The organism is Paenibacillus curdlanolyticus YK9, assembly GCF_000179615.1.
GTDB classification, from domain to species: domain Bacteria; phylum Bacillota; class Bacilli; order Paenibacillales; family Paenibacillaceae; genus Paenibacillus_T; species Paenibacillus_T curdlanolyticus.
This window is the reverse complement of sequence record NZ_AEDD01000002.1, coordinates 22,399-43,083: the sequence shown is the minus strand read 5'-3', so window position 1 is coordinate 43,083 and position 20,685 is coordinate 22,399. Positions and strand designations below refer to the sequence as shown.

At 52.1% G+C, this 20,685-nt stretch carries 16 protein-coding genes and 1 riboswitch; of the genes, 2 read left to right on the top strand and 14 right to left on the bottom strand.

What is annotated here, in order from left to right; translation table 11 throughout:
• Window positions 1-72: 72 nt before the first annotated feature.
• The 11 genes from PAECUDRAFT_RS03565 to PAECUDRAFT_RS03515 all read right to left on the bottom strand — a co-directional run bounded on the left by PAECUDRAFT_RS03565 (window position 73) and on the right by PAECUDRAFT_RS03515 (window position 15,836).
• On the bottom strand, window positions 73-1,239 hold the full coding sequence (locus PAECUDRAFT_RS03565; RefSeq protein ID WP_006036732.1) for a phosphoribosylaminoimidazolecarboxamide formyltransferase: 1,167 nt from the start codon (window positions 1,237-1,239) through the stop codon (window positions 73-75).
• A 51-nt stretch (window positions 1,240-1,290) separates the two neighbouring features.
• A riboswitch (ZMP/ZTP riboswitch) is annotated at window positions 1,291-1,370 on the bottom strand.
• A gap of 76 nt (window positions 1,371-1,446) precedes the next feature.
• Window positions 1,447-3,249 carry a 4-alpha-glucanotransferase gene (locus PAECUDRAFT_RS03560; RefSeq protein ID WP_006036731.1) on the bottom strand — a complete coding sequence of 601 codons (1,803 nt, stop codon included), beginning with the start codon at window positions 3,247-3,249 and terminating at the stop codon, window positions 1,447-1,449.
• A complete protein-coding gene (locus PAECUDRAFT_RS03555) occupies window positions 3,246-5,066 on the bottom strand; it encodes a 4-alpha-glucanotransferase (RefSeq protein ID WP_006036730.1) in 1,821 nt (606 codons plus the stop codon). Before PAECUDRAFT_RS03555 ends, PAECUDRAFT_RS03560 begins: the two co-directional genes overlap by 4 nt.
• The gene (locus PAECUDRAFT_RS03550; RefSeq protein ID WP_006036729.1) at window positions 5,050-6,384 is read right to left on the bottom strand and encodes an HAD-IIIA family hydrolase; all 1,335 of its coding nucleotides are present in this window, start codon (window positions 6,382-6,384) and stop codon (window positions 5,050-5,052) included. Before PAECUDRAFT_RS03550 ends, PAECUDRAFT_RS03555 begins: the two co-directional genes overlap by 17 nt.
• Window positions 6,381-7,811, bottom strand: coding sequence for a glycogen synthase (locus PAECUDRAFT_RS03545; RefSeq protein WP_006036728.1), 1,431 nt, complete (start codon window positions 7,809-7,811; stop codon window positions 6,381-6,383). The genes PAECUDRAFT_RS03550 and PAECUDRAFT_RS03545 overlap by 4 nt, the downstream gene beginning before the upstream one ends.
• Complete coding sequence (locus PAECUDRAFT_RS03540; protein WP_199558715.1) at window positions 7,808-9,304, bottom strand: glycogen synthase; 1,497 nt, start codon at window positions 9,302-9,304, stop codon at window positions 7,808-7,810. The genes PAECUDRAFT_RS03545 and PAECUDRAFT_RS03540 overlap by 4 nt, the downstream gene beginning before the upstream one ends.
• Window positions 9,305-9,312: 8 nt before the next feature.
• Entirely contained in the window at window positions 9,313-11,079 is a 1,767-nt protein-coding gene (locus PAECUDRAFT_RS03535; RefSeq protein WP_006036726.1) for an ABC transporter ATP-binding protein, read from the bottom strand.
• Entirely contained in the window at window positions 11,076-12,833 is a 1,758-nt protein-coding gene (locus PAECUDRAFT_RS03530) for an ABC transporter ATP-binding protein (protein WP_158306228.1), read from the bottom strand. Before PAECUDRAFT_RS03530 ends, PAECUDRAFT_RS03535 begins: the two co-directional genes overlap by 4 nt.
• 114 nt (window positions 12,834-12,947) lie before the next feature.
• Window positions 12,948-13,976 carry a GHMP family kinase ATP-binding protein gene (locus PAECUDRAFT_RS03525; RefSeq protein WP_006036724.1) on the bottom strand — a complete coding sequence of 343 codons (1,029 nt, stop codon included), beginning with the start codon at window positions 13,974-13,976 and terminating at the stop codon, window positions 12,948-12,950.
• Window positions 13,973-14,578 (bottom strand): SIS domain-containing protein, encoded by a 606-nt coding sequence (locus PAECUDRAFT_RS03520; protein ID WP_006036723.1) that lies wholly within the window; start codon window positions 14,576-14,578, stop codon window positions 13,973-13,975. Before PAECUDRAFT_RS03520 ends, PAECUDRAFT_RS03525 begins: the two co-directional genes overlap by 4 nt.
• A 346-nt stretch (window positions 14,579-14,924) precedes the next feature.
• Window positions 14,925-15,836 (bottom strand): alpha/beta hydrolase, encoded by a 912-nt coding sequence (locus PAECUDRAFT_RS03515; protein WP_006036722.1) that lies wholly within the window; start codon window positions 15,834-15,836, stop codon window positions 14,925-14,927.
• 221 nt (window positions 15,837-16,057) lie between these two features.
• On the opposite strand from PAECUDRAFT_RS03515, the gene PAECUDRAFT_RS03510 reads away from it, so the two are divergent.
• Window positions 16,058-17,302 carry an alkaline phosphatase gene (locus PAECUDRAFT_RS03510; protein ID WP_040711563.1) on the top strand — a complete coding sequence of 415 codons (1,245 nt, stop codon included), beginning with the start codon at window positions 16,058-16,060 and terminating at the stop codon, window positions 17,300-17,302.
• Between the two features lie 70 nt (window positions 17,303-17,372).
• Here the strand turns inward: PAECUDRAFT_RS03510 and PAECUDRAFT_RS03505 are convergent, their stop codons facing one another.
• Window positions 17,373-18,260 (bottom strand): AraC family transcriptional regulator, encoded by an 888-nt coding sequence (locus tag PAECUDRAFT_RS03505; protein WP_006036720.1) that lies wholly within the window; start codon window positions 18,258-18,260, stop codon window positions 17,373-17,375.
• Window positions 18,261-18,422: 162 nt separating this feature from the next.
• A complete protein-coding gene (locus PAECUDRAFT_RS03500; protein ID WP_040711474.1) occupies window positions 18,423-19,001 on the bottom strand; it encodes a hypothetical protein in 579 nt (192 codons plus the stop codon).
• A gap of 304 nt (window positions 19,002-19,305) precedes the next feature.
• On the opposite strand from PAECUDRAFT_RS03500, the gene PAECUDRAFT_RS03495 reads away from it, so the two are divergent.
• The gene (locus PAECUDRAFT_RS03495; protein ID WP_006036718.1) at window positions 19,306-19,722 is read left to right on the top strand and encodes a VOC family protein; all 417 of its coding nucleotides are present in this window, start codon (window positions 19,306-19,308) and stop codon (window positions 19,720-19,722) included.
• A gap of 75 nt (window positions 19,723-19,797) precedes the next feature.
• Here the strand turns inward: PAECUDRAFT_RS03495 and map are convergent, their stop codons facing one another.
• Window positions 19,798-20,559, bottom strand: a complete 762-nt coding sequence (gene map / locus PAECUDRAFT_RS03490; RefSeq protein ID WP_006036717.1) for a type I methionyl aminopeptidase — start codon at window positions 20,557-20,559, stop codon at window positions 19,798-19,800.
• Window positions 20,560-20,685: the final 126 nt, after the last annotated feature.

Genomic DNA, 20,685 nt, shown 5'->3' with positions numbered 1-20,685 from the left:
TAGTATTCCATTGAAAAAAGGCAGTCAGATCATCTGGCTGCCCTTTCTGATTATCCGGTGAATCAACATGTTTTAATGATGAAATAACCGAATATTCGAATAAGCCATTACCATTCCATATTCGTTAGCGGCCTCTATCACCTGCTCATCTCGGAGCGAATTTCCGGCTTGCACGACATACCGAACGCCGCTCTGCGCAGCTCGATCAATATTATCGCGGAAAGGCAGAAAAGCGTCGGAAGCATACGAAACCTCTCTCAGCCCTGCCAGCCAATGTTGTTTCTCCTCTTTCGTCAGCCTCTCTGGCACCACCTCAAAATATCGTCTCCATTGCTTTTCTTCAGCAAGCGTAAAATCCTCATTCGTCCAGCCATCAATCGCATTGTTTATTTCCGCACGAGATAATCCAGAACGGAACATCATTCGCTGAACAATGGGATGCTGGCGCAACCGCCAATTGTCCGCTTTGCCGGCGGCAAGGCGAGTGCAGTGAATCCGTGATTGCTGCCCTGCGCCAATCCCAATCGTTTGACCGTCCAGCGCAAAACAAACGGAGTTGGATTGCGTGTATTTGAGCGTAATCATCGCAACCAGCAGATCCCTCTTCGCGTTATCAGGCAATGCTCGTTGTTCCGTTACAAGAGTAGCAAAAATATCGTCCGTGATTTCCGCTGCATTTCGTTCTTGCTCCATCGTAATGCCGAACACGGATCTTTGTTCAATTGGGTTTGGCCGATAGGCAGGGTCGATTTCTATAATCAGATAATTGCCGTTCTTTTTCTGCTTTAGAAGGAGCAGTGCATCCTCGTCGTAGCCTGGCGCAACAATGAGGTCGGACACTTCTTTTTTCAGCAAATTCGCTACCGATACATCCACCTTGTCGCTAAAAGCCGCGCAGTCGCCGAAGGAGGACATTCGGTCCGCGCCTCTCGCCCTCGCGTAAGCGGTAGCCAGTGGAGATAACGATAAGCCTTCCACAAAATAAGCTTTCGTAAGCGAGTCGCACAACGGAGAATATACCGCTGCTCCAGCTGGGCTTACATGCTTGAAAGAGGCCGCTGCCGGTTGACCCGTGCTTGTCCTCAGCTCTCGCACAAGCTGGAACGCATTTAATGCATCCAGCAGGTTAATGTAACTGGCGTCGCCATTTAGAATCTTAATGGGCAGACTTTCTCCGGCGTACATCTTCGCGTTTTTTTGATGTGGATTCATGCCATAGCGCAATTTCACTTCTTCCATCTCAAAAACCCCTCTCCGAAAATAAAAAAAGTATTCAGACTGAAAGTCCGAATACTTTGCCCAGGCGTACGGCTGTTATCCTGTGCGCTCCCTCATGGTTCACCATGTTCGCGCCAGTAACACACAGGTTCATTCTGATGAAGATTTTACACAATGGTTTGATTATTTACAAGTTATTTCTAAATAATGTAATAGCCTAGATAGCGACTAGCTCACGCTCTCCACTTGGCTTACTCGCCCCGCCTCTACAATCCGCCTCGCTTCCGCGACTACCGCATCCTCCAGCAGCTTCTCAATCGGAATCGGGATCGTCAGCGACCAATCCTTCACATCCGCGATGCCCGGGCGGCTAATGCGCATCTCGGCTGCCGCCTCCTTCTCGACTAAGCCGAGCACAGCCAACCAGTCGATGATCGAATGGGCACAAAATACAGCGTTCGACCGCATCGCGCCGATCATCGCCGCTTGCAGCATTCGCCGGCTATCCGTTTCCGCTGGATCGGCGATTCCCGCCAGCACTTGGCTGGCTAGCTGCTCTCGTTCTTGAAATGTGCAGTGATAACGATGGATCAGCCCCGCCACTTGGAAGGCATGCCGCTGAATACGTTCAAGCATAATGTCCACCGTATCGACATCATCCCGCCATCGCAGCTTGCCGCTTGCGGACTGCTCCAGATTAAATAGCTTGTCCCGAACGGTCTCATAGTGCAGCTCAAGATAACCGCAATATTCCCGGAACCAGCTGTCCTCGACCGTCCCCGCCTCGTTTTCCCACCAATCGGTCCAGCAGGAGGTGTCATGATTGGACAAGGTAATCATCGTCAATTCGTCGTAGTCTTGCAGCGCTTTAAATTTGCAGGTCCCGTCATAATCCTTCTCCCAGCGCTGGAAGTTAATGATCGGAATGCCTAGGTCGCGAACGACTGGCGTGAAGAACGTCGTGAATGGACCGAGATTTTCCGCACAAAACATCATGGATGTCCCCTGCCGCATCGCTTCGAGCATCGCTCTCCCTTGCTCTTCCCATTCCGAATAGGTGGAAGGCTCATATCGCCCGTTCAGGCCAAGCGTTTCCCACGGCTCGTTCGCTGGAATGCTCCACACGCGGAAGAAGGACGATATATGATCAATTCGCAGAATGTGGAAGAAATTTTCCTGATACGTGACCCGCCGGGTTAGAAACCGGTAGCCATCCTCCTGCATCCGCTTCCAGTTATACACCGGCTGGTCATCCCATCGCTGCCCTCGCGGACTGCCCGGCTCCGGCGGCAAGCCCGGACAGCGATCCAATTGGAACATCTCGCGGCTTGCCCACGTATCGACGCTATCGCTCATGACGATGTAGAAAAAATCGCCCATTAAGCTGACGCCGCGTGACTCGGCGTACGCTCTCGCTTCACGGAACTGCTCAAACAACTGCCATTGCAGCCACTTGAAAAATTGAAGACGCTTCTCATGCTTCCGCTCGAACGCCGCGAGCGCTTCGGGATGCCGATCTCTGAGCGGCTCATCCCAATACTCCCAGCGATCCTCGGAATGCTCGCGCTTGATCGTCTTGTACAGCGCGTAATCATGAAGCCATTCCCTTTGCTCATGGATGAATGCAAAATACGCCTCGGGCAGCGGCTCTTCAATCGCAGCGAACAGCTCGTAAAGCCACTTGAGCTTCTCGCCTTTTACCGCATAATCTACGTAGCCTTGACCCGCCGGATATTGCCGCCTAACTGCCGCTGCCGCGAATTCAGCGACATGCTGATCAACGCCGATAAGTCGCTCCATCGCCATATATTGCGGCTCCAACGCGAATAAGCTGGATGGCGCATAAACCGATGTCAAACGATCGTTCATCGGCAGCAGCTGAATAATCGACTGGCCGGTTAAGGCGCACCAGTCGACAACGCGCTTCAGATCCTCGAAGTCGCCTACGCCGGCGCTTCGTGAGGAATGAACGGAAAACAAAGGCGCGAACACGCCTGTTTTTCTCTCTAACTGCTTAATTGCTCTGTTCATGACACAGCCACCGCCCCGATCATTTGCCTTATCGAACTGCAATGCTTTTCTTCTAATAAAGCTTCAAGCGGAACAGGAAGCGCCAGCGTCCAGTTACGGCCTCGCTCCGTCCCAGGCCGATTCAGCCGATACTGATCGTAATCGCCGTCGATGATCGCAAGCATGCAGAGGTAATCCAGCATAGAGACGATCGACCAAACCGCGTTGGAGGAGAAGATGAGTTCAATTGCGCTCTGTATGATTTCGCGATCCGCCTTCTCGCGCATCGGCCCTTGGAGTTTCATCTGTGCCCAAAGCTTTTCTTTCTCGCCGTAGCTATTGCGGTAATCGTGAATGAACGCGCCGATATGCTCCATCGGCAAACCGACTAACTCAGCAAGCTTTTTCGGGGTGGACACGGTATCTCGCCAACGCAATTTGCCTGCCGAGGAACGCGTCGCGTCGAACAATCGACGCTGAATACGAGCGGCGTCCAGCTGATGCTGCTCGCAAAAGCTCTCGAGCTTCGAAGCGTCAATCGTACCGGCTTCCCGCTCCCACCAATCGGCCCATAACGATGTATCATGATTGGATAACGTGAAGATCGTGACCGGATGCAGCTCATTCGGCGGAATGAAATCATGTCTGACATCCCAATCCTTGTCCCAGCGCTGGAAATTAATCGGCGGCACGCCGAGCTCTCGAATGACTGGCGTATAGACCAGGCATGCGGGAGACAGGTTTTCTGCACAAAGCAGCATGCTGGTGAAGCTCTGCAGTTTAGTAAGCGCATCCCGTCCACGCTGCGAGAAGTCGCCGCACGAATCCGGATAATAGAAGCCCGGAACGCCCTGCAGTTCATCCGGCGCCGATCGCGGGATGTACCACATTTTGAATAAGGCGGATACCGTGTCTAACCGGGCAATGTTATAAAAATGCTCGCAATATTGCAGGCGCCGTTCCATCAGCCCGCCCGCTTCCGTCACCGTATCCCAGTGATAAACCGGCTGGTCGCCCCACCTTTGGCCTTGCATATGCGCAGGCTCCGGAGGCAGGCCTGGCACGAGATCGAGCCAGAAGCATTCTCTTCGTTTCCATACGTCTGCGCTATCGCGGGAAACGATATAGAACAGATCGCCCATGAGCTGTACATCGATCGCATTCGCATGCTGCTTGGCAGCTTTCAACTGCTCATATAACTGCCATTGCAGCCATTTCACGAAACGGATTCTCACATCATTCGCCGCTGTAAACGCCAGCATCGTCGATGGCTCCGCATCGCGATATTCCGGTTCCCACTGCTCCCAGCTGAAAGGGGAATAATCGTATTTCAACGCCGTATACAGGGCATAATCGTCGAGCCAATCACGGTTTTCCGCTGCGAAGTCCTGGTAAGCCATGTGATCTTCAGCATTGTCCAGCCTCGTGAAAACGGCATACAGCGCATCGAGCTTCGCCTGCTTGACGTCATAATCGATGCAGCCTAGCCCGGTTGGAAATCGTTCGCGAATCGCTTCGATCTCAGGCGCTATCTCGCTTGGCGGCACGCCAATCAGCCGATCAAGCGCCGTATACATCGGGTCAAGCGCGAACAAGCTGAAGGTTGAATAAGGCGAATGGTAATAATCGTTAAGCGGCAGCAGCTGCAAAATGGTATGGCCCGTTCGTGCGCACCAATCCGCTGCCAGCTTCAAATCTTCAAAATCGCCAACGCCTGCGCTGCGGCTCGAATAAAGGCTGGAAAGCGGCATTAGAACGCCGACTCTGCGCTCCGTTCCGATTCGCTTCCACTGCTCCGCGGCATTCGTTTGCAATAATAGCTCAGCTATGCTCGACATATTTTCTTTCGCTCCTTGGTTGGAAGGCGCCCGACAAAATGCCGTCCACTGCCTCCAGCAGATGCTGGGCCGTATAATCCGGCCCGATCGCATACTTATCGTCCGAGCCGCCTAGACCCGTGCCGACCAGAATCGTCGTCGTTTGCGCATTGTAGCCGGTTTGGATATCCACGGTCGTATCGCCTATGAAATAGGAAGCGGACAGATCGATGTTATATCGGCCTGCGGCCTCCAAGACCATGCCGATGCCAGGCTTGCGGCAACTGCATGCGATTTTATACGCTTTATTTTCCTCCGGATAGCCTCTGTCTGGATGATGGGGACAATATAAAATATCGTCCACATACGCGCCTTCATTGCCCAGCAGCGTCTCCATCCGATCGTGAATGCGGTCGACCTCTTCCTCCGTGCATAGATTCCGTGCTACGACCGGCTGGTTCGTAACGACAATGCAAAGGAACGACGAATCATTGATTCGCTTCAGCGCATCGATGACGAAAGTTTCCAGCTCCAGCGCATCCGGATTCGTCACGAGCCCGACATACCGGTTAATCGTGCCGTCGCGGTCAAGGAATATCGCCTTTTGCTTCTGGGATAAGTTTTTGGCATGCACGACGCCCTGCTCCATATGCGCCTGCACCTTGTCGAACCGATCAGGCGTCCCCATATCCTTCATATATTCCGTCGTTTTGTAAGCGCCGATCGCTCCCTCCGCGATGAGATGCGTCAGTACATCCTTCTCTAGATCCTGCTTCGCATCCGGCGCAATAGCAGCAATCAGGCTGCTTCGCAGCACGAATAATCCGGCATTGACGCAGTTGCGATAATCGAAATCGCGCTTTTCGTTTTTGGGATAGATCGCTTGCACAGTGCCGTCGACCCCGACCTTCAGCACATCGCTGTCGTAAGGATGGTTGTTCGGATGCACGGCGAGCGTTCCCAGCCAATGATGCGCGAGATGATAGTCGATCATTTGGCCCAAATTCACATCAAATACAACATCGCCATACGCAAGCACGAACGATTCGCCAAGCGTCTCCTGCATGCCATGCAGCGCACCCGCCGTCCCGAGCGGCCGATCCTCGCGTATGTATCGGATGCTCACGCCATATTGCGAGCCATCCCCCAAATGCTGCTCGATCTGCTCCCCAAGATGCCCGATAACAACCCAAATCTCCGTGATTCCGTATCGGGCAAAGTTATCGATTTGATGCTCCAGCACGGGCTTCCCGTTAACTGGGACGAGCGGCTTCGGCAAATCCAGGGTACGTTGTCCCAGACGGGTCCCTTTGCCCCCTGCCATAATGACAGCTTTCATCGATTCAACACCCTCTCATAGACGTCTGCATATTGCTTCGTATACTTATTCCAGCTGTGATCTTCCCGCATCCCGTTCTGGACGACGGTCCGCCAGCTGTCCGGTCGGTGAAAGGCTTCAATCGCTTTGCGAATCGTATACAGCATCACTTTGGCAAAATAGGGCTTGAACACGAACCCGTTGCCCTCGCCCGTCTGCTCGTCGAACGGTTGGATGCTGTCGCTCAATCCCCCGACTTGCCGCACGATTGGAACAGCCCCGTACCGCAGCGCAATTAATTGCCCAATGCCGCATGGCTCATAGCCGGAGGGCATCAGGAACATGTCGGAGCCAGCGTACGCTTGGTAGGCAAAATCGTTATCATAAAGCACGAATGCAAACCGATCCGGATACCGCAATGCCGCTTCGCGGAAAAAATCCTCGTAAATATCATCGCCGTTCGACACGATGACGAACTGGACATCCATTCGCATGAGATCGTCCATCGCATTGACGACCAGGTCAAGCCCCTTCTCCGTTTTGAGCCGGGAAAACAACGACAGCACCGGAATTTCCGCCCGAATCGGAAATCCGAGCGCCTGCTGCAAAGCCGCTTTATTCATTGCCTTGCGTTCTAAGGTATCCGCATCGTACGTCACGTGAAGGCGTGAATCGGTCGAAGGATCGTTAATTTGCAAATCAAGCCCGCATAAGACGCCGAATAGATGCTCGCTTCGCGACTGAATCGCCTCCTCCAGCGTCGAGCCGTATTGCTTGGTCGCGATTTCCTTAGCATAGGAAGGGCTGACCGTCGTAATTGCATCGGCGTGCAAAATGCCCGCTTTCATAAAATTGATTTGGTCATAATAGGCTGCGCCGCTATCTACCCAATCCTCCCATTGAAGGTCAAGCAGCGCCGCATAATCGCGGTCGAATATGCCTTGGTAGCCAAGGTTATGGATCGTTAATAGCGTTTGAATGTCCTCGTAAAACGGATCGCCGGCATGCTTCGTTTCCATCAGCATCGGGATGAGTCCCGTATGCCAATCCTGCAAATGAAGCAGCTGCGGCTTAAAAGCCAATAAAGGCAGCGCAGCCAGCACCGCTTTGCAGAACAGGCCGAAACGCTCCGCCTCATCCTCGTAACCATACAGATTAGGCCGATCAAAATAATCAGGTGCGTCGATTAAATAGACCGTAACGCTATCGACCAAGCATGATACGACTCGGCATGCAATCAGCCGCTCTCCCATCGGAAGAAAGAGCTGGGCGACCTCCTCGGTTATCTCGGGATAATCGCGATGGACGTTGCGAATGCGCGGGACGATAACCCGAGCATCCCAGCCGAGCTCTGCGAGCTTTTTGGGCAGCGAATAATTGAAAATACCCATCGTACCTGTGACGAATGGATACATTTGTGAAGTAACGAACAAGATATTGCGACTCATCGTTGATAACCCTCGTTTCCATGCGAAGATGCTGCCATGCCTATAGAGTCACCGATCAGCTTGCGATAGACGTTCCAATAAGCATCGACTGTATCGTCAATGCTGTAGTGGCGCTTCATCCCGTTGCGGATGAGCTTCTCCCATTGCTCTTTGCTGTTGTAGAGCCCGATCGCTTGGCGAACCGCATGAAGCATCACCTTCTCATTGGCATAATGGAAGGCAAAGCCTGTTGCATCAGCTGGATTTTCACTATATGGAATAACCGTATCTGCCAGCCCACCGACAGACCGTACAATCGGCACGGTCCCGTAGCGCATCGCAAGCTGCTGCTCGAACCCGCATGGCTCGGAAGCAGACGGCATCAAGAGCATATCCGCGCCAGCGAACAATCGGCGCTTCCGCTTGGCATCATACGGGTGAAACCGGAACTTTGACTCATTCGATTGCGCAGCCTCCGCGAAGAAGCGTGCGAATGGCGCCTCCTCGAAGCCACAGCTATCAGGCCCGGCATGCAGGACAATGAGCTGCAAATCGCTTTTCAGCAAATCAGGCAGGCCATATCGCAGCATATCCGCTCCCTTCTCGCTGCTGAAAGCAGAATGGAACAGTAGAACGGGGACGTCAGCCCGCTGCGGCAAGCCGAGCTCCAGCTGAAGCGCCGCTTTATTCATGCTCTTGCCGGCTAGATGGTCAACCTTATAGTTCGCTGCGATTTGCTGATCCGTCGCCGGGTCAAACGTTTCATGGTCGATCCCGTTGACGATTCCGTATAGCTGCTCCTGCTTATCGGCAATCAACTGCTCCATCGTCATCCCGCACATTTCTGTAGCGATCTCCCGGGCATATTGCGGGCTGACCGTCGTAATCGCGTCCGCATACCGTAAGCCTGCCTGCATAAAATTCAATTGCTCGTAATAATCCAGTCCGAATTCCTGCAGCTCCTCAATGAACAACCCGGCATTCCAGCAATTTTCCTGATCGAAGATGCCTTGATTGCCAATGGAATGGAACGTATACATCGTGCGTATCGCTTTATAAGCGGTAATCGAACGATACCGATGTGCCAGCAAAAACGGAATAAACGCGGATGGCCAGTCCTGGCAATGGATCAAATCCGGCATCATATCGAGAGCTGGCAGCGCTTGTACTACCGCTTTGCACCAAAAGAGATAACGCTCGGCATCATCCAGCTCGCCGAATCGATTCGGCCGATCGAAATACGTCGGCGCATCGATCCAATAAAATGGAATGCCGGACCGTTCCGTTCGGCGAATGACGGTTTGAACGGTGCGATAAGGCATCGCCACCTCGATGACCGCCAAAATGCGTCCATTCGCCCCTTCGGATGCGTCGCCGTTCAATCGGTGCAAAGGCACGATTGCGCCGACCGTTAGCCCTTTGTCTTGCATCTTGCTCATGAACTGCGTATTGCATGTTTCGATGCCGTTTGGATCTACATAGCCCGCAGCAAATAAAATAGCCTTGCTCATCATGCTCCCCCTTAACCTGCCGCAGCTTGACATTGAAGCCGGTATAATTGCTCGTACAATCCTCGTTGCTGCATGAGCTCGTTATGATCCCCCTCTTCAATGACCTGTCCGTGCTCCATCACGAAGATGCGGTCCGCATGCTCAATTGTTGAAAGCCGATGCGCAATGATGATAACCGTCTGCTCCTTGCGCGTTTCTCTCAGCTCGCGAAGCGCCTCCTCGATCTGTCTTTCCGAGTCCGCATCCAACGCGGAGGTTGGCTCGTCCATGAGCAAAATCGGCGCATCCGCCAACAGCGCCCGCGCAATCGACACCCGCTGCTTCTGCCCGCCTGACAATCGCGCCCCAGCTTCGCCGATTTCCGTCGCGTAGCCGTCCGGCTCTTTCGAAATAAAAGCATGCGCATTCGCCGCAGCTGCCGCCCCCATGATCCGATCCCGCTTGTTCTTGTCCTTAACAAGATTGCCGTAGCCGATATTTTCCTCGATCGTACCGTCAAACAAATAGGCATCCTGCGGCACATATGCTATCATCTCTCTGATTTGGGTTAAGCTGTAGACCGAGGCATCCCTTCCCCAGTAGCGAACCGAGCCTTCCGCAGATGGATACAAGCCAAGCAGCAGCTTGGCGATCGTGCTTTTGCCGCTACCGCTCGGGCCAACGAGCGCTACAGTCTGTCCGCTGCGGATTTGAAGATTGAGCCCATTCAAGACGGGCAGCCCAGCTGCGTATTCGAACCGCATATTGTTTAATTCGATTGCATAAAGCCCGTTTTCCGGCAGGCGCTCCGAATGGCTTTCTTGCTCCGTATCCGTATCCAGCAGCTCGAACACCCTGCTTGCGCCCGATAGCACGCGCTGCACATCATTCATGAGATTGCCTGCTTGCATGAATAGAAATCCGATATTGCCCTGCAGCTTTACAAACGCCATGACGGTGCCGAAATCCGTGCCTTTGTTGAGCGCCATCACGCCACCGATAATGACGATGCCGACGAAGCTGAGGCTGCCCATTATGGAATTGACGATATCGAGCACCGCGTATTTGCGTACGCGCTTGATGCTCAGATTCGCTACATTCGCATTGGTGTCATCGTATTTGCGGATGATGATGCGGTCGAGCGCGAACATTTTGACGATCGGCATGCCAGCCAGCACATCAGACAACGCCTGCGTCATCTTGCCAGCGCCACGCTGAATATCATCGTTTATCCTTCGGAACGAGCCCGCGAAAGCCGTGTTCAACAAAAACGTTACGATGCCGAGCCCGATAGCGAACAGCGCGATCGGCACATTCAAGGCGAACATGGCGATCATCGCCCCCACGCCGACAACGACGGCATAAACTAATCCGCCGAGCGAATCCGCATACAAATGCTCGACGGTATTCAGATCGTTCGTCAGTCTGGACAGAAGCTCGCCGCTATGCGTTTTCTCGAACCGGCTTAATGGCAGCTTCTCGACATGCCGAAACGCCTGCTGCCGAATGTCGGTCATCGTATACCGGATGCACGTGTTGTATCGATAGGTCAAGAACGTGCAGGCGAAGCTCGATACCGCTAATATGCCGACTGCCGAAGCAACCGACCGAATTAGCATCGCGCCATCCCCTTGAACAGCCGCGTTCACGATGTCTTTATACATAAATGCCATCAAAATATTGAGTCCAATTGCTGCAATTGCGTTATTGCCAACGATTCCGATCCCGTAATCCCATGCGCGAGGCTTCATATAGGCCATCACGCGCACGAATTCCTTCCAATATTGCGTAATGATCATACCGCCTCTCCCACCTCGGTCCCTGCTTGCTGCCTCCTGCACATATCGCGATACCAAACGTTGCGCGCCATCAGCTCCAGATGGGTTCCCCGATCCGCCACTTTCCCTTCCGCCATGACGATAATTTCATCCGCTTCTCGGATCGTAGACAGTCGATGCGCAATGACAAGCACGGTTCGGCTTCGCACGAGCTGCTCCAGCACAGCTTGAACCTCCGCTTCGGCTTGGGCATCCAAGGCTGAGGTTGGCTCATCCAACACGAGAATAGGCGCGTTCTTCAGCAATGCCCGAGCAATCGCAATCCGCTGTCGCTGCCCGCCCGACAATGAGGCGCCGCGTTCGCCCACAATCGTCTCATACCCATCGGGCCAAGCTTGAATAAAGCCGTCGGCGTTCGCCATTCGGGCGGCTTCGACCACTTCTTCTCTGGTCGCGCTTAAATTGCCGTAAGCGATATTGTCATGGACAGAAGCCGGAAACAAATAGGAAAACTGCGAAACGATCGCAATTTGCGCCCGCGCTTCCTTCATATCCCAACGCTTAAGCTCTCCGCCAAACAAGGAAATCGAGCCCTCGTACCGTTCATCGAAGCCGCATAACAGCTTGACAACGGTGCTCTTGCCGCAGCCGCTCGGTCCTACGATGGCCGTCATCGCATTCGCCTTTAGCTCCGCTTCAAAATCATGCAGGACCAGCTCGCGATCCTCATAAGCGAAGCGAACGCCGTCGAAACGGACGGGCGCAGCCCCATCCTGGAGCACATAAACGTCGCCCCCGCTTCGCTCTTCAGGTTCATCGACCAGCTCAACGACCCGCTTCGCTGATTCCAACGTAACTCTGACGTTCACGATTAGACTCGGCAAGCCGGATAACGGTCCCGTTACAAATCCGAGCAAATACGTAAAGGTCAGCAGCTCCCCCGGCGTCAGCTGGCCCGTCGTCGTCAAATATCCGCCGTACAGCACGCAGCTCATTTGCGGCGCGACTTGCAGGACCATCGATACCGGCGCAATGAAAAGGCATCGCCAATCCGTCTTCCGTTGAAGATCGCGTATACGTTCCGTCACGCGCTGCATTTTGGCAAATAAGACAGGCTCCAGCCGAAACGCTTTGACGGTTACGATACCCGCGGTTGCGTCTTGAATAACGGCGTTATAGTCTGCAAAGCTTCTCTGCAGCTGGATCGCATATTTACTGATGGCCTTGCCCAGCTTTCGCGAAGCGAACATCGCTGCGGGCAGCAGGATCATGCTGGCAAGCAGCAGCTTCCAATTAAAAATAAGCAGATAGGACATGACGCCAATAATAACGAGCGGCGAATAAATCAAATTCACCAGCTGCCACTCGGCAAACCCCGCGATCGAGCCAACGTCATTGTTCAAACGGGCAACGATATCGCCGGAATGCGCGTTATCCAGATACGAAGACGGAAGCCGCCCAATCCGGTAGGCCAGCTGGCGCCGAATATCCTGCACGATCCGAATGCCGAGATGCCCCGAAAAATATTTGATGGCATACCGGAACGCGCAGCCTGCCAGCAAAATAACGACGATGGCGGCAACCGCCATCTGGAAACCGCGTCTGTCGCCTGCAAGCGCCTGATCCACGACATCCTTCAAATATCGGGCTTGGATCAGATCGAAAAACGTGCCGCATACCGCTCCCAGAAAACATATCCCAATCTCAAACGGGTAAGGCTTGCATAGGGAGAGGATGTAGGCCAGTACGCGTCTCGTTTTAACTACACTTTTCACCTCATCATCCATTTCGCTGTCCTTTCCGCAGCAACTGTCCCACAGTCATGTGTATAAACGAACATCCGGCGACGGGCATAGCTGCCTGCTGCCGGATGGCCGATGCTGCGATTGTTAACCGACTGTTGCAAGCGCGTCCGCTTCCTGATACTGCAAAAAACCGCTAGTGTCGGTCATGCTAAGAATAATGCGGCTGCCGTACGCATCGAACGTGACCGGCAATTCCTTATAGTCCCGAAGCGCCTTGCGGACGTCCTGCTGCTTGTCCGGCGGACACACGAACAAGAAAAACCCGCCTCCGCCAGCGCCAAGCAGCTTTCCGCCGTACGCGCCGGCTTGTTTGCCCAGATCGTAAATCCGGTTGATTTCCTCATTGTGAATCTTATCGGACAGCTGCTTCTTGCTTTCCCAGTTCCGGTCGAGCAGCTCTCCAATCAACGGAATGTCGCAGCTTGCCAAGCTGCCTTTGCCTTGCTCGGACAGCCCCTTCAGCGCATGCAGATGATTCAAATTGCCGCCGGTATTTGCCTTCTGATCACCTAGTACAGCCGACGCTCTGCGCGTGATGCCCGTGTAGAACATCAATACGTTGCGCTGCAGCAGCCGAGCTTGCTCTAGCGACAAGCCTAGCGATTCGACATCGACCGTGCCATCCGGCTGAAACACATATTGCTTGAAGCCGCCGAAAGCGGCAGCATATTGGTCCTGCTTACCTATCGGCTCTCTCAGCAGCTCGATCTCGATATGGCAGGCCAGCTCTGCCAGCTCATGTGCGTTTTTTAATTGTCCTTGATACGCGAATAAAGCGTTAAGCAACCCGACCGTGAACGTGCTGGAGGAGCCAAGCCCGCTGCCTTGCGAAGGGATGTCTGCAACGCTCGTAATTTCGACTCCCTTCGCAATGCCGGCGATACGAAGCGCCTCCCGAAAAATCGGATGCTGAATGTCGCTGACATTGCTTACCTGCTCCCGTTCGGCGTAGTTCAGCACGATTTCGTCGTCGCAGCGGCGTTTTACGGTCACATAGACGTACTTATCTATCGTCACGCTAGTGACTGCTCCGCCGTGCAGCTCGTAATAGTCCTTCAAATCCGTCCCGCCGCCGAAGAAGCTGACGCGCAGCGGCGTCTGGCTAATAATCATGCCTGGCACCTCTCCAGATACTCTTTCAAAATGCCCATCATGAGATGATCCATAATCATATGGACATCCTCTACCTTTTGCATATCGTGAATCGGTACGTGGATCGAGCAGTCGGCCAGCTGTTTGACTTTGCCGCCGTCATAGCCGACCAATCCAATCGTTTCCGCTCCGACTGAATTCGCATATTCGATTGCTGCCACGACGTTTTTCGAATTGCCGCTGCCCGAGATGCCGATGACAATGTCATTAGGCGTCAACAGGTTTTCGAGCTGCATTTTGAAAATATGCTCATAGCCTACGTCGTTGGCAATGGCCATCACCGTTGAAACACTATCGTTCAAGCAGTAAAAACGGAATTTAGTACGTAAGTTCTCGCTTGTGCCTTTGTTAAAATCGTTTACGAAATGGGACGCCGTTGAAGCGCTTCCACCATTGCCAAAAATATAAATAAAGCCCTGTCTTCGGTTGGCCTCCACCAGCTTGCTCATGACCGTATTGATTTCGTCCAAATCCATTTGGTCGAGCACTGCCTTCAAGCCGTCCAAATACCCGTTAATATCTGCTCGAAAATCCAATACCGTTTTTTCTGCCAATTCACTCATCTCTAAACGCCCCTCTCGATAGTGGTCATGCTTATCTTTCGTATGTTTCTAGCTTGCTTCGTTTACGAATGGATTCATTGGGTCTACGAATTCGCGCAAACGTTTGCACAAACACCTCCTCGAACCGCTTAATTCGAGCAATCAGACAATTGCTGCGAATAATCGATGCATTGCGATCAGTTTATCGTTATTTCGATTCGGATTCTATCATCGCGCTCCATCTTTTGTCAAAGAAAATAAAATAATAGATAATTGACTAACGTTATCTAATAAGGGACTTTTATCCTATCTGAATCTTATGAAAAATGTCGAATCGAGCTTATTCAAAACTTGCACATAGGCTGGTTCACCGTTTTTTCGCATAGAATAAAAGGTAGTTGTCCAGCTGGCTCGACCAATAATTAATGTCATGTCCGCCTTCCGATAAATGCCATTCCACCTTATAACCGCCCGCTTTCAGCGCGTCATACAGCTTCTCGTCCTTCTCAGCCAATTCATCGGATTCCCCTGCGTCCAAATACATCTCCAGCCCTTGCTGAGGTTTAGCCTTGTAGCTTGCCATCCAGATCGGATCGCGAAGCCTGCGTAGTTCTTCAGTCGGATACAACCAATCCCTCTGCCCCGTATACAAATCCGTGTCCGTATAATCCCACAAGGCTGCGCTATGCCCGCCAGCTTTGCTATAATCCTCGACATGCGTCATTGCCAAGTACAACGCTGCGTAACCGCCCATGGAAAATCCGCCGATATAACGGCTTTCGCGTGATGCGAGGGTCCGGTAATGGCTGTCCATGTAGGCAACGAGCTCCTCGTTCAAATACGTTTCATATAGCCCTTCATCCACGTCGCCCTGATTCACGCCTTGTCCCGGAATGGAATTGATGCCGAAGCTTCGCGCGATATCCGGACTGACGATGATGATTGGTTGAAGCTTTCCTTCATGAATCAACCGGTCGGCAGCCCCGTCCAAGTCCAGCCAATCGAACCACGTGCTCGCATTTCCACCGTATCCATGCAGCATGTACAGAACCGGATATTGCTGTTGATCGGAATACCCTGGCGGCAAATAGACGTCAACCGCCATATCCCGGCCAAGCACCTGGCTGCCAACTTGAATGTGCTGGATGTGGGAACCCGCTTTATTCGCTGTCCCAGCCGTTGATTGCTCAGATGAACCGTTCAACGTTTCCTCGCTCGCCGATGAACACCCTGCACATAACACGCTAAGCAATAATGAACCTACGAATGCCTTCCTCATCCATCCATCCCTCCCAAAGGTTTTTGCAAGCATAATGTGGATACTATACCCAAATGAGGGGAATGTAAAGGCTTTCAGTCACAATTAACCCCCATTGAGCCCTCCGAACGCCTTAACATTATCTCGATATCACGAAAACAATCCCCTAATACTCGTAAACTATGATCGATTCGAAACCTAATAGAGGAGGAATCATAGTGAAACTCGTTAAAAAACATGGTATGAAGGCTGCCATTCTCGGGACGGCGGCAACTGCGCTGATCGTTACGGCAAGCATCGGTGGACAAGCCCCAGAGCAAGCGAACGCAGCTACCAAGCAAACGAAAAATGTTATCCTGTTCGTCGGCGACGGCATGGGCATGGCACAGCGTGATGCCATTCGCCTGGCAACGGTAGGCGAGAAAGGCAGCCTTGCAATGGATTCCATGCCTTACGCTGGACTGATACATACAAGCTCGACTGTGCCTGTAACGGACTCGGCTGCTTCTGCGACGGCTTATGCTAGCGGCGTGAAAACATACAATGGCGCTATCGGCATGGACGCTGATAAGAAATCAGTAAAAACGATCATGGAATATGCCAAGGATGCAGGCAAATCGACTGGCGTTGTGACAACGAGCCAAGTGACGGATGCGACTGGCGCGGCATTCGGCGCGCATGTGGAAGACCGTTCGAAGCAAAGCGATATCGCCCTGCAATTCCTGACGCAAAGCAAAATCGACGTCATCCTCGGCGGCGGCGAAGACTTCTGGTACCCTGCTGGCACGCCGGGCAAATTCCAGGATCAGCCGGCTGAAGATCCGTCCGAGAAAAGCAAAGGCACGCAAGGCAATCTGGTCGACAAAGCTAAAAAATTAGGTTACAGCTTCGTATCGAGCAAAAGCGAGCTGCAAAAAGCAAAAGGCGGCAAGCTGCTTGGCCTCTTCGCGAACGAGGAGATGTTCCAACAGCGTGCTGAAGGCGAAGGCGACATTTACAATCCGGTCGTTTCCCTCCCGGAGATGACGAAGAAAGCGATCGAAACGCTCTCCGCTAACAAAAAAGGCTTCTTCCTGATGGTCGAGGAAGAAGGCACGGATGAATTCGCACATCATAACAACGCGAAAATGACGATTAAATCCGGTCAAGAGCTGGATAAATCCGTTCAAGTTGCGAAAGACTTTGCCAAAAAGAACCCCGATACGCTCGTGCTTGTGCTCGCTGACCATGAAACCGGCGGCTTCTCGATCGAGGAAGTGAACGCGGACGACGAATCCGGCGACGGCATCTCCAAGGAAGACGGTCCATTCGCAATCGCGAACTCCAAGCTGAACTTCGTCGTTGATTGGACGACTTCCGGTCATACGGCTGTAGACATTCCAATTACGGCAATGGGCCAAAACGCTGAGCTGTTCACTGGCATTTATGAGAACACGCAAGTGTTGGATAAGCTCGCGCAAGCGCTCGGATTCAAAATCAAGAAATAAACAATCGTTTTGAAATTGCAAGAGGCAGCCTGCGTGACAGGCTGCCTCTGCTATTTCTCTTTTAAACCGTTTAGGCATCCATTGGTTTCGCCTTCGATACCGGAATCCAAATCTCGCTTCTATACGTAGGCGACGTCATATCCTTGCTTTCATTCCAGAGCATCTCGGGCCCGTCAGCTTGCTCATAGTTGGAAGAAGGGAACCATTCCGAATAGATCCGGCCCCATACATTTTGGAGCGTTGCCGGAAAAGGCCCTACTGCTTCAAAAATAGCCCATGTCGACGCCTTCACCTCAAGATGGGCGTAATGCGCGGGACATTCCTCCGTGGTAGCTACGCCGATATAGTGATCGAGCTCTCCCTTCTCCTCCATCCGCCCTTCCGAAAAATTCGTAGAAGCGCTGATCAGACCTGCAGGCGATCCGTTGGAAAGCTGCTTGAGCTCCTGGATCATTTGCTCATTCAGGCTCTGCCACATGGCAGCAATATCAGGATTAACGCCATGAAAAACAATAGGCACCCTCTTCATCAAGCCTACGATTCGAAACGCTTCTTTGTCCTCGATACGATAGTTCATTTCGCTTCCTCCTTGAATCGTTAATTGAAACGTCATTGGAGGGAAGGCTTTCAACAATTGACCTGCATGTCTAGCCTCTGACGGCGTGACGCCGTGCAGCGTTTGGAAAGCTCTGGCGAAAGAATCCGGTGAATCATAGCCATACTTGATCGCTACGTCGATGACCCGCGCAGAGCTGTTCCGCAAGTCGAATGCCGCCAGCGTTAGCCTTCTGCGGCGTACGTATTCGGACAACGAAACACCCGCCAGGAACGAAAACATCCGTTTAAAATGAAATTCCGAGCAAACCGCCAGCTTCGCTGCTTCACTGTACGCGATGTCATTTGCCAGATTGGCTTCAATATAGGCCATTGCTTTGTTCATATTCTCAAGCATATTCATGCAAGCAGCCTCCCTCATTCGTAGAATAACAGAGGCAACGAGTCGTTATCCGACATTCGGTGCACCGTTTCGAAGGGCATACAGCATCTCTCTTGTATACACAAACAGCGCATCGATTAACCATCGATACGCTGTTGTTATTTTATGCAGGTGCGGCAGCCGTTAGCCTTGCTTCCCTTCGATTGCAAGCAGCAGAACCGCTGCCGCAATGCCTAAGCGACGATCGAGCTGTTTCGATGCATCCAACGAAAAATCGACATTAAGCTTGCTAACGAACGGGTTGAAATTTTGATAAAATAAGGCAACGTTTCTCCCTTGCAGCTCAACGTTGAACTTTTGCGGAATCAGGTTTGTCAGGAACCTTCTCAGCATCGCCATCAGAGCGCTGTCCTCTTTAATCAGCCCAACCTCCGTTTCATTCGGGCTGAGAATGACCCATTCGTCCTTGAGGATCGACTTCATGCCTTTGCGGCGAAGGGAGCCGAGATTTTCTCCGGTTACGGCGTCGATCACATCATATGTTGCAGAGAAGTCGATCACGCTGCGCGCTTGGATGGTGATCAGCTCTTCTTTCATCGATTCGTCGCCGTACAAGCGAATATCCTCCTTCAGCTTAAAAGCCTTCAGCTGCGAGAACATGACTAATTGCTCGTTGTTATCATAGATATGAAATTTTGCTCCAACTAGAGAGAGCACTTTTTTTCTAATTAGATAATTTGTATGGCTAAATTTAGGATTCACTGTAAAGCCCCTTTTCTCTGTTAATTCGACATTTTGCACTTGTAAACCTATATTTCGACAACATTAAGTAATATCCTTCCTTTGCAAAATATCTCATATTCCGCACTTGATTAACGCGAACAAATGTTCTATGATAATAATGCCATCGGACGACTTCCTCACCTATGGGACCGATCTCTCGAATTACATACCTCATGTTGATTTTTGTTGAAATTAACAATTTATGCTTATGGAAAGGTATGAGATCGTATACAATGGTGAGGTGGGTAAAGCTTGTCCGAATCTAAACCAAGGAGTGATTCTGTTGTCTATCAATGCTTACTTGAACTTTAACGGAAATACGCGTGAGGTTGTCGAGTTCTATGCCGAGGTATTCGGCGTTGAGGTTTCACAAATCCATACGTTCGGTGAGTCCCCATCAGACCCTTCCTTCCCACTGCCAGAGGAAGCGAAAAACCTGGTTATGCACGCAAACCTCGTAATCGGCGGCAGCATCTTGATGTTCTCCGACGTATTCCCAGGCATGCCATATACGCAGGGCACGAACATTAGCTTGTCCTACCAAAGCAACAGTATTGAGGAAACTCAACATGTATTCAATAAGCTGAAAGTTGGCGGCACGGTTCAAATGGAACTCCAAAAAACGTTTTGGAGTGAATGTTATGGCAGCCTCACCGACAAATTCGGCATTCAATGGCAAGTGAACTACAACGCCTTGTAATTCAACCTAACGAATAGCACAATAAAAGAGCATCTGGTTTCCCCTTAACGGCGAACACCCGATGCTCTTTATTTGTTAATCCAATTGACCGCCAAGCGTCAAAATGACGGCCTTATCCTTCGTCACGACAACGGTATGCTCGAATTGCGCAACAAGGCTGCCGTCGGTCGTCTGCAGCGCCCAACCGTCCGTCCCCTGCACAACATGATCTGCACCCGTCGATACGAACGACTCCAATGCGATAACATGACCTTCTTCCAAAACCGTCGTATCGTCAGGATCGTAGTAGCTGACGATATGCTCAGGCTCCTCGTGAAGGGAACGACCGATCCCGTGTCCGGTCAGGTTCTGAACGATATGGAAGCCGCGCTTGCGCGCTTCTCTGTATACAGCAGCGCCTAGCGAGTTCAGCTTCGCACCCGCCCGCGCTTTCTTAATCGACACATCGACAACAAGCTCTGCCGTTTCAAGCAGCCGCTGTTTTAATGGAGAAACGTCCGATCCTGCGACCGTCGTAGCACCCGTATCGGCATAAAAACCATTCTTGTAGGCGGACACGTCGACGTTGACGATATCGCCTTCCTTGATGACATAGTCGCCTGGAATGCCATGCGCTACCGTTTCATTCACGCTAATGCACGTGAAGCCTGGGAACTCATACATTTTGATCGGAGCCGATTCTGCTCCGTGTTTGGCAAGCAGCTCCCCGCCTAGCTTATCCAGCTCGAGCGTCGTAACGCCTACTCGAACCTGCGCGATCAATGCATCACGTACATGCGCGACGATCGCTCCGATTTCTCGCAATCCCTGCCATTCTTCCTCTGTCTTTACAATCATGACTGTCCTAACTTCCTTTCCTATCCCACCCGAAGCATTCCTGCGGGTAAATGTCTATTGCTAAAGTATACTCCATTGGCGACTGCCTTGCCATCGTTTCGGCTTCCGTGCATCAGATTTGCATTT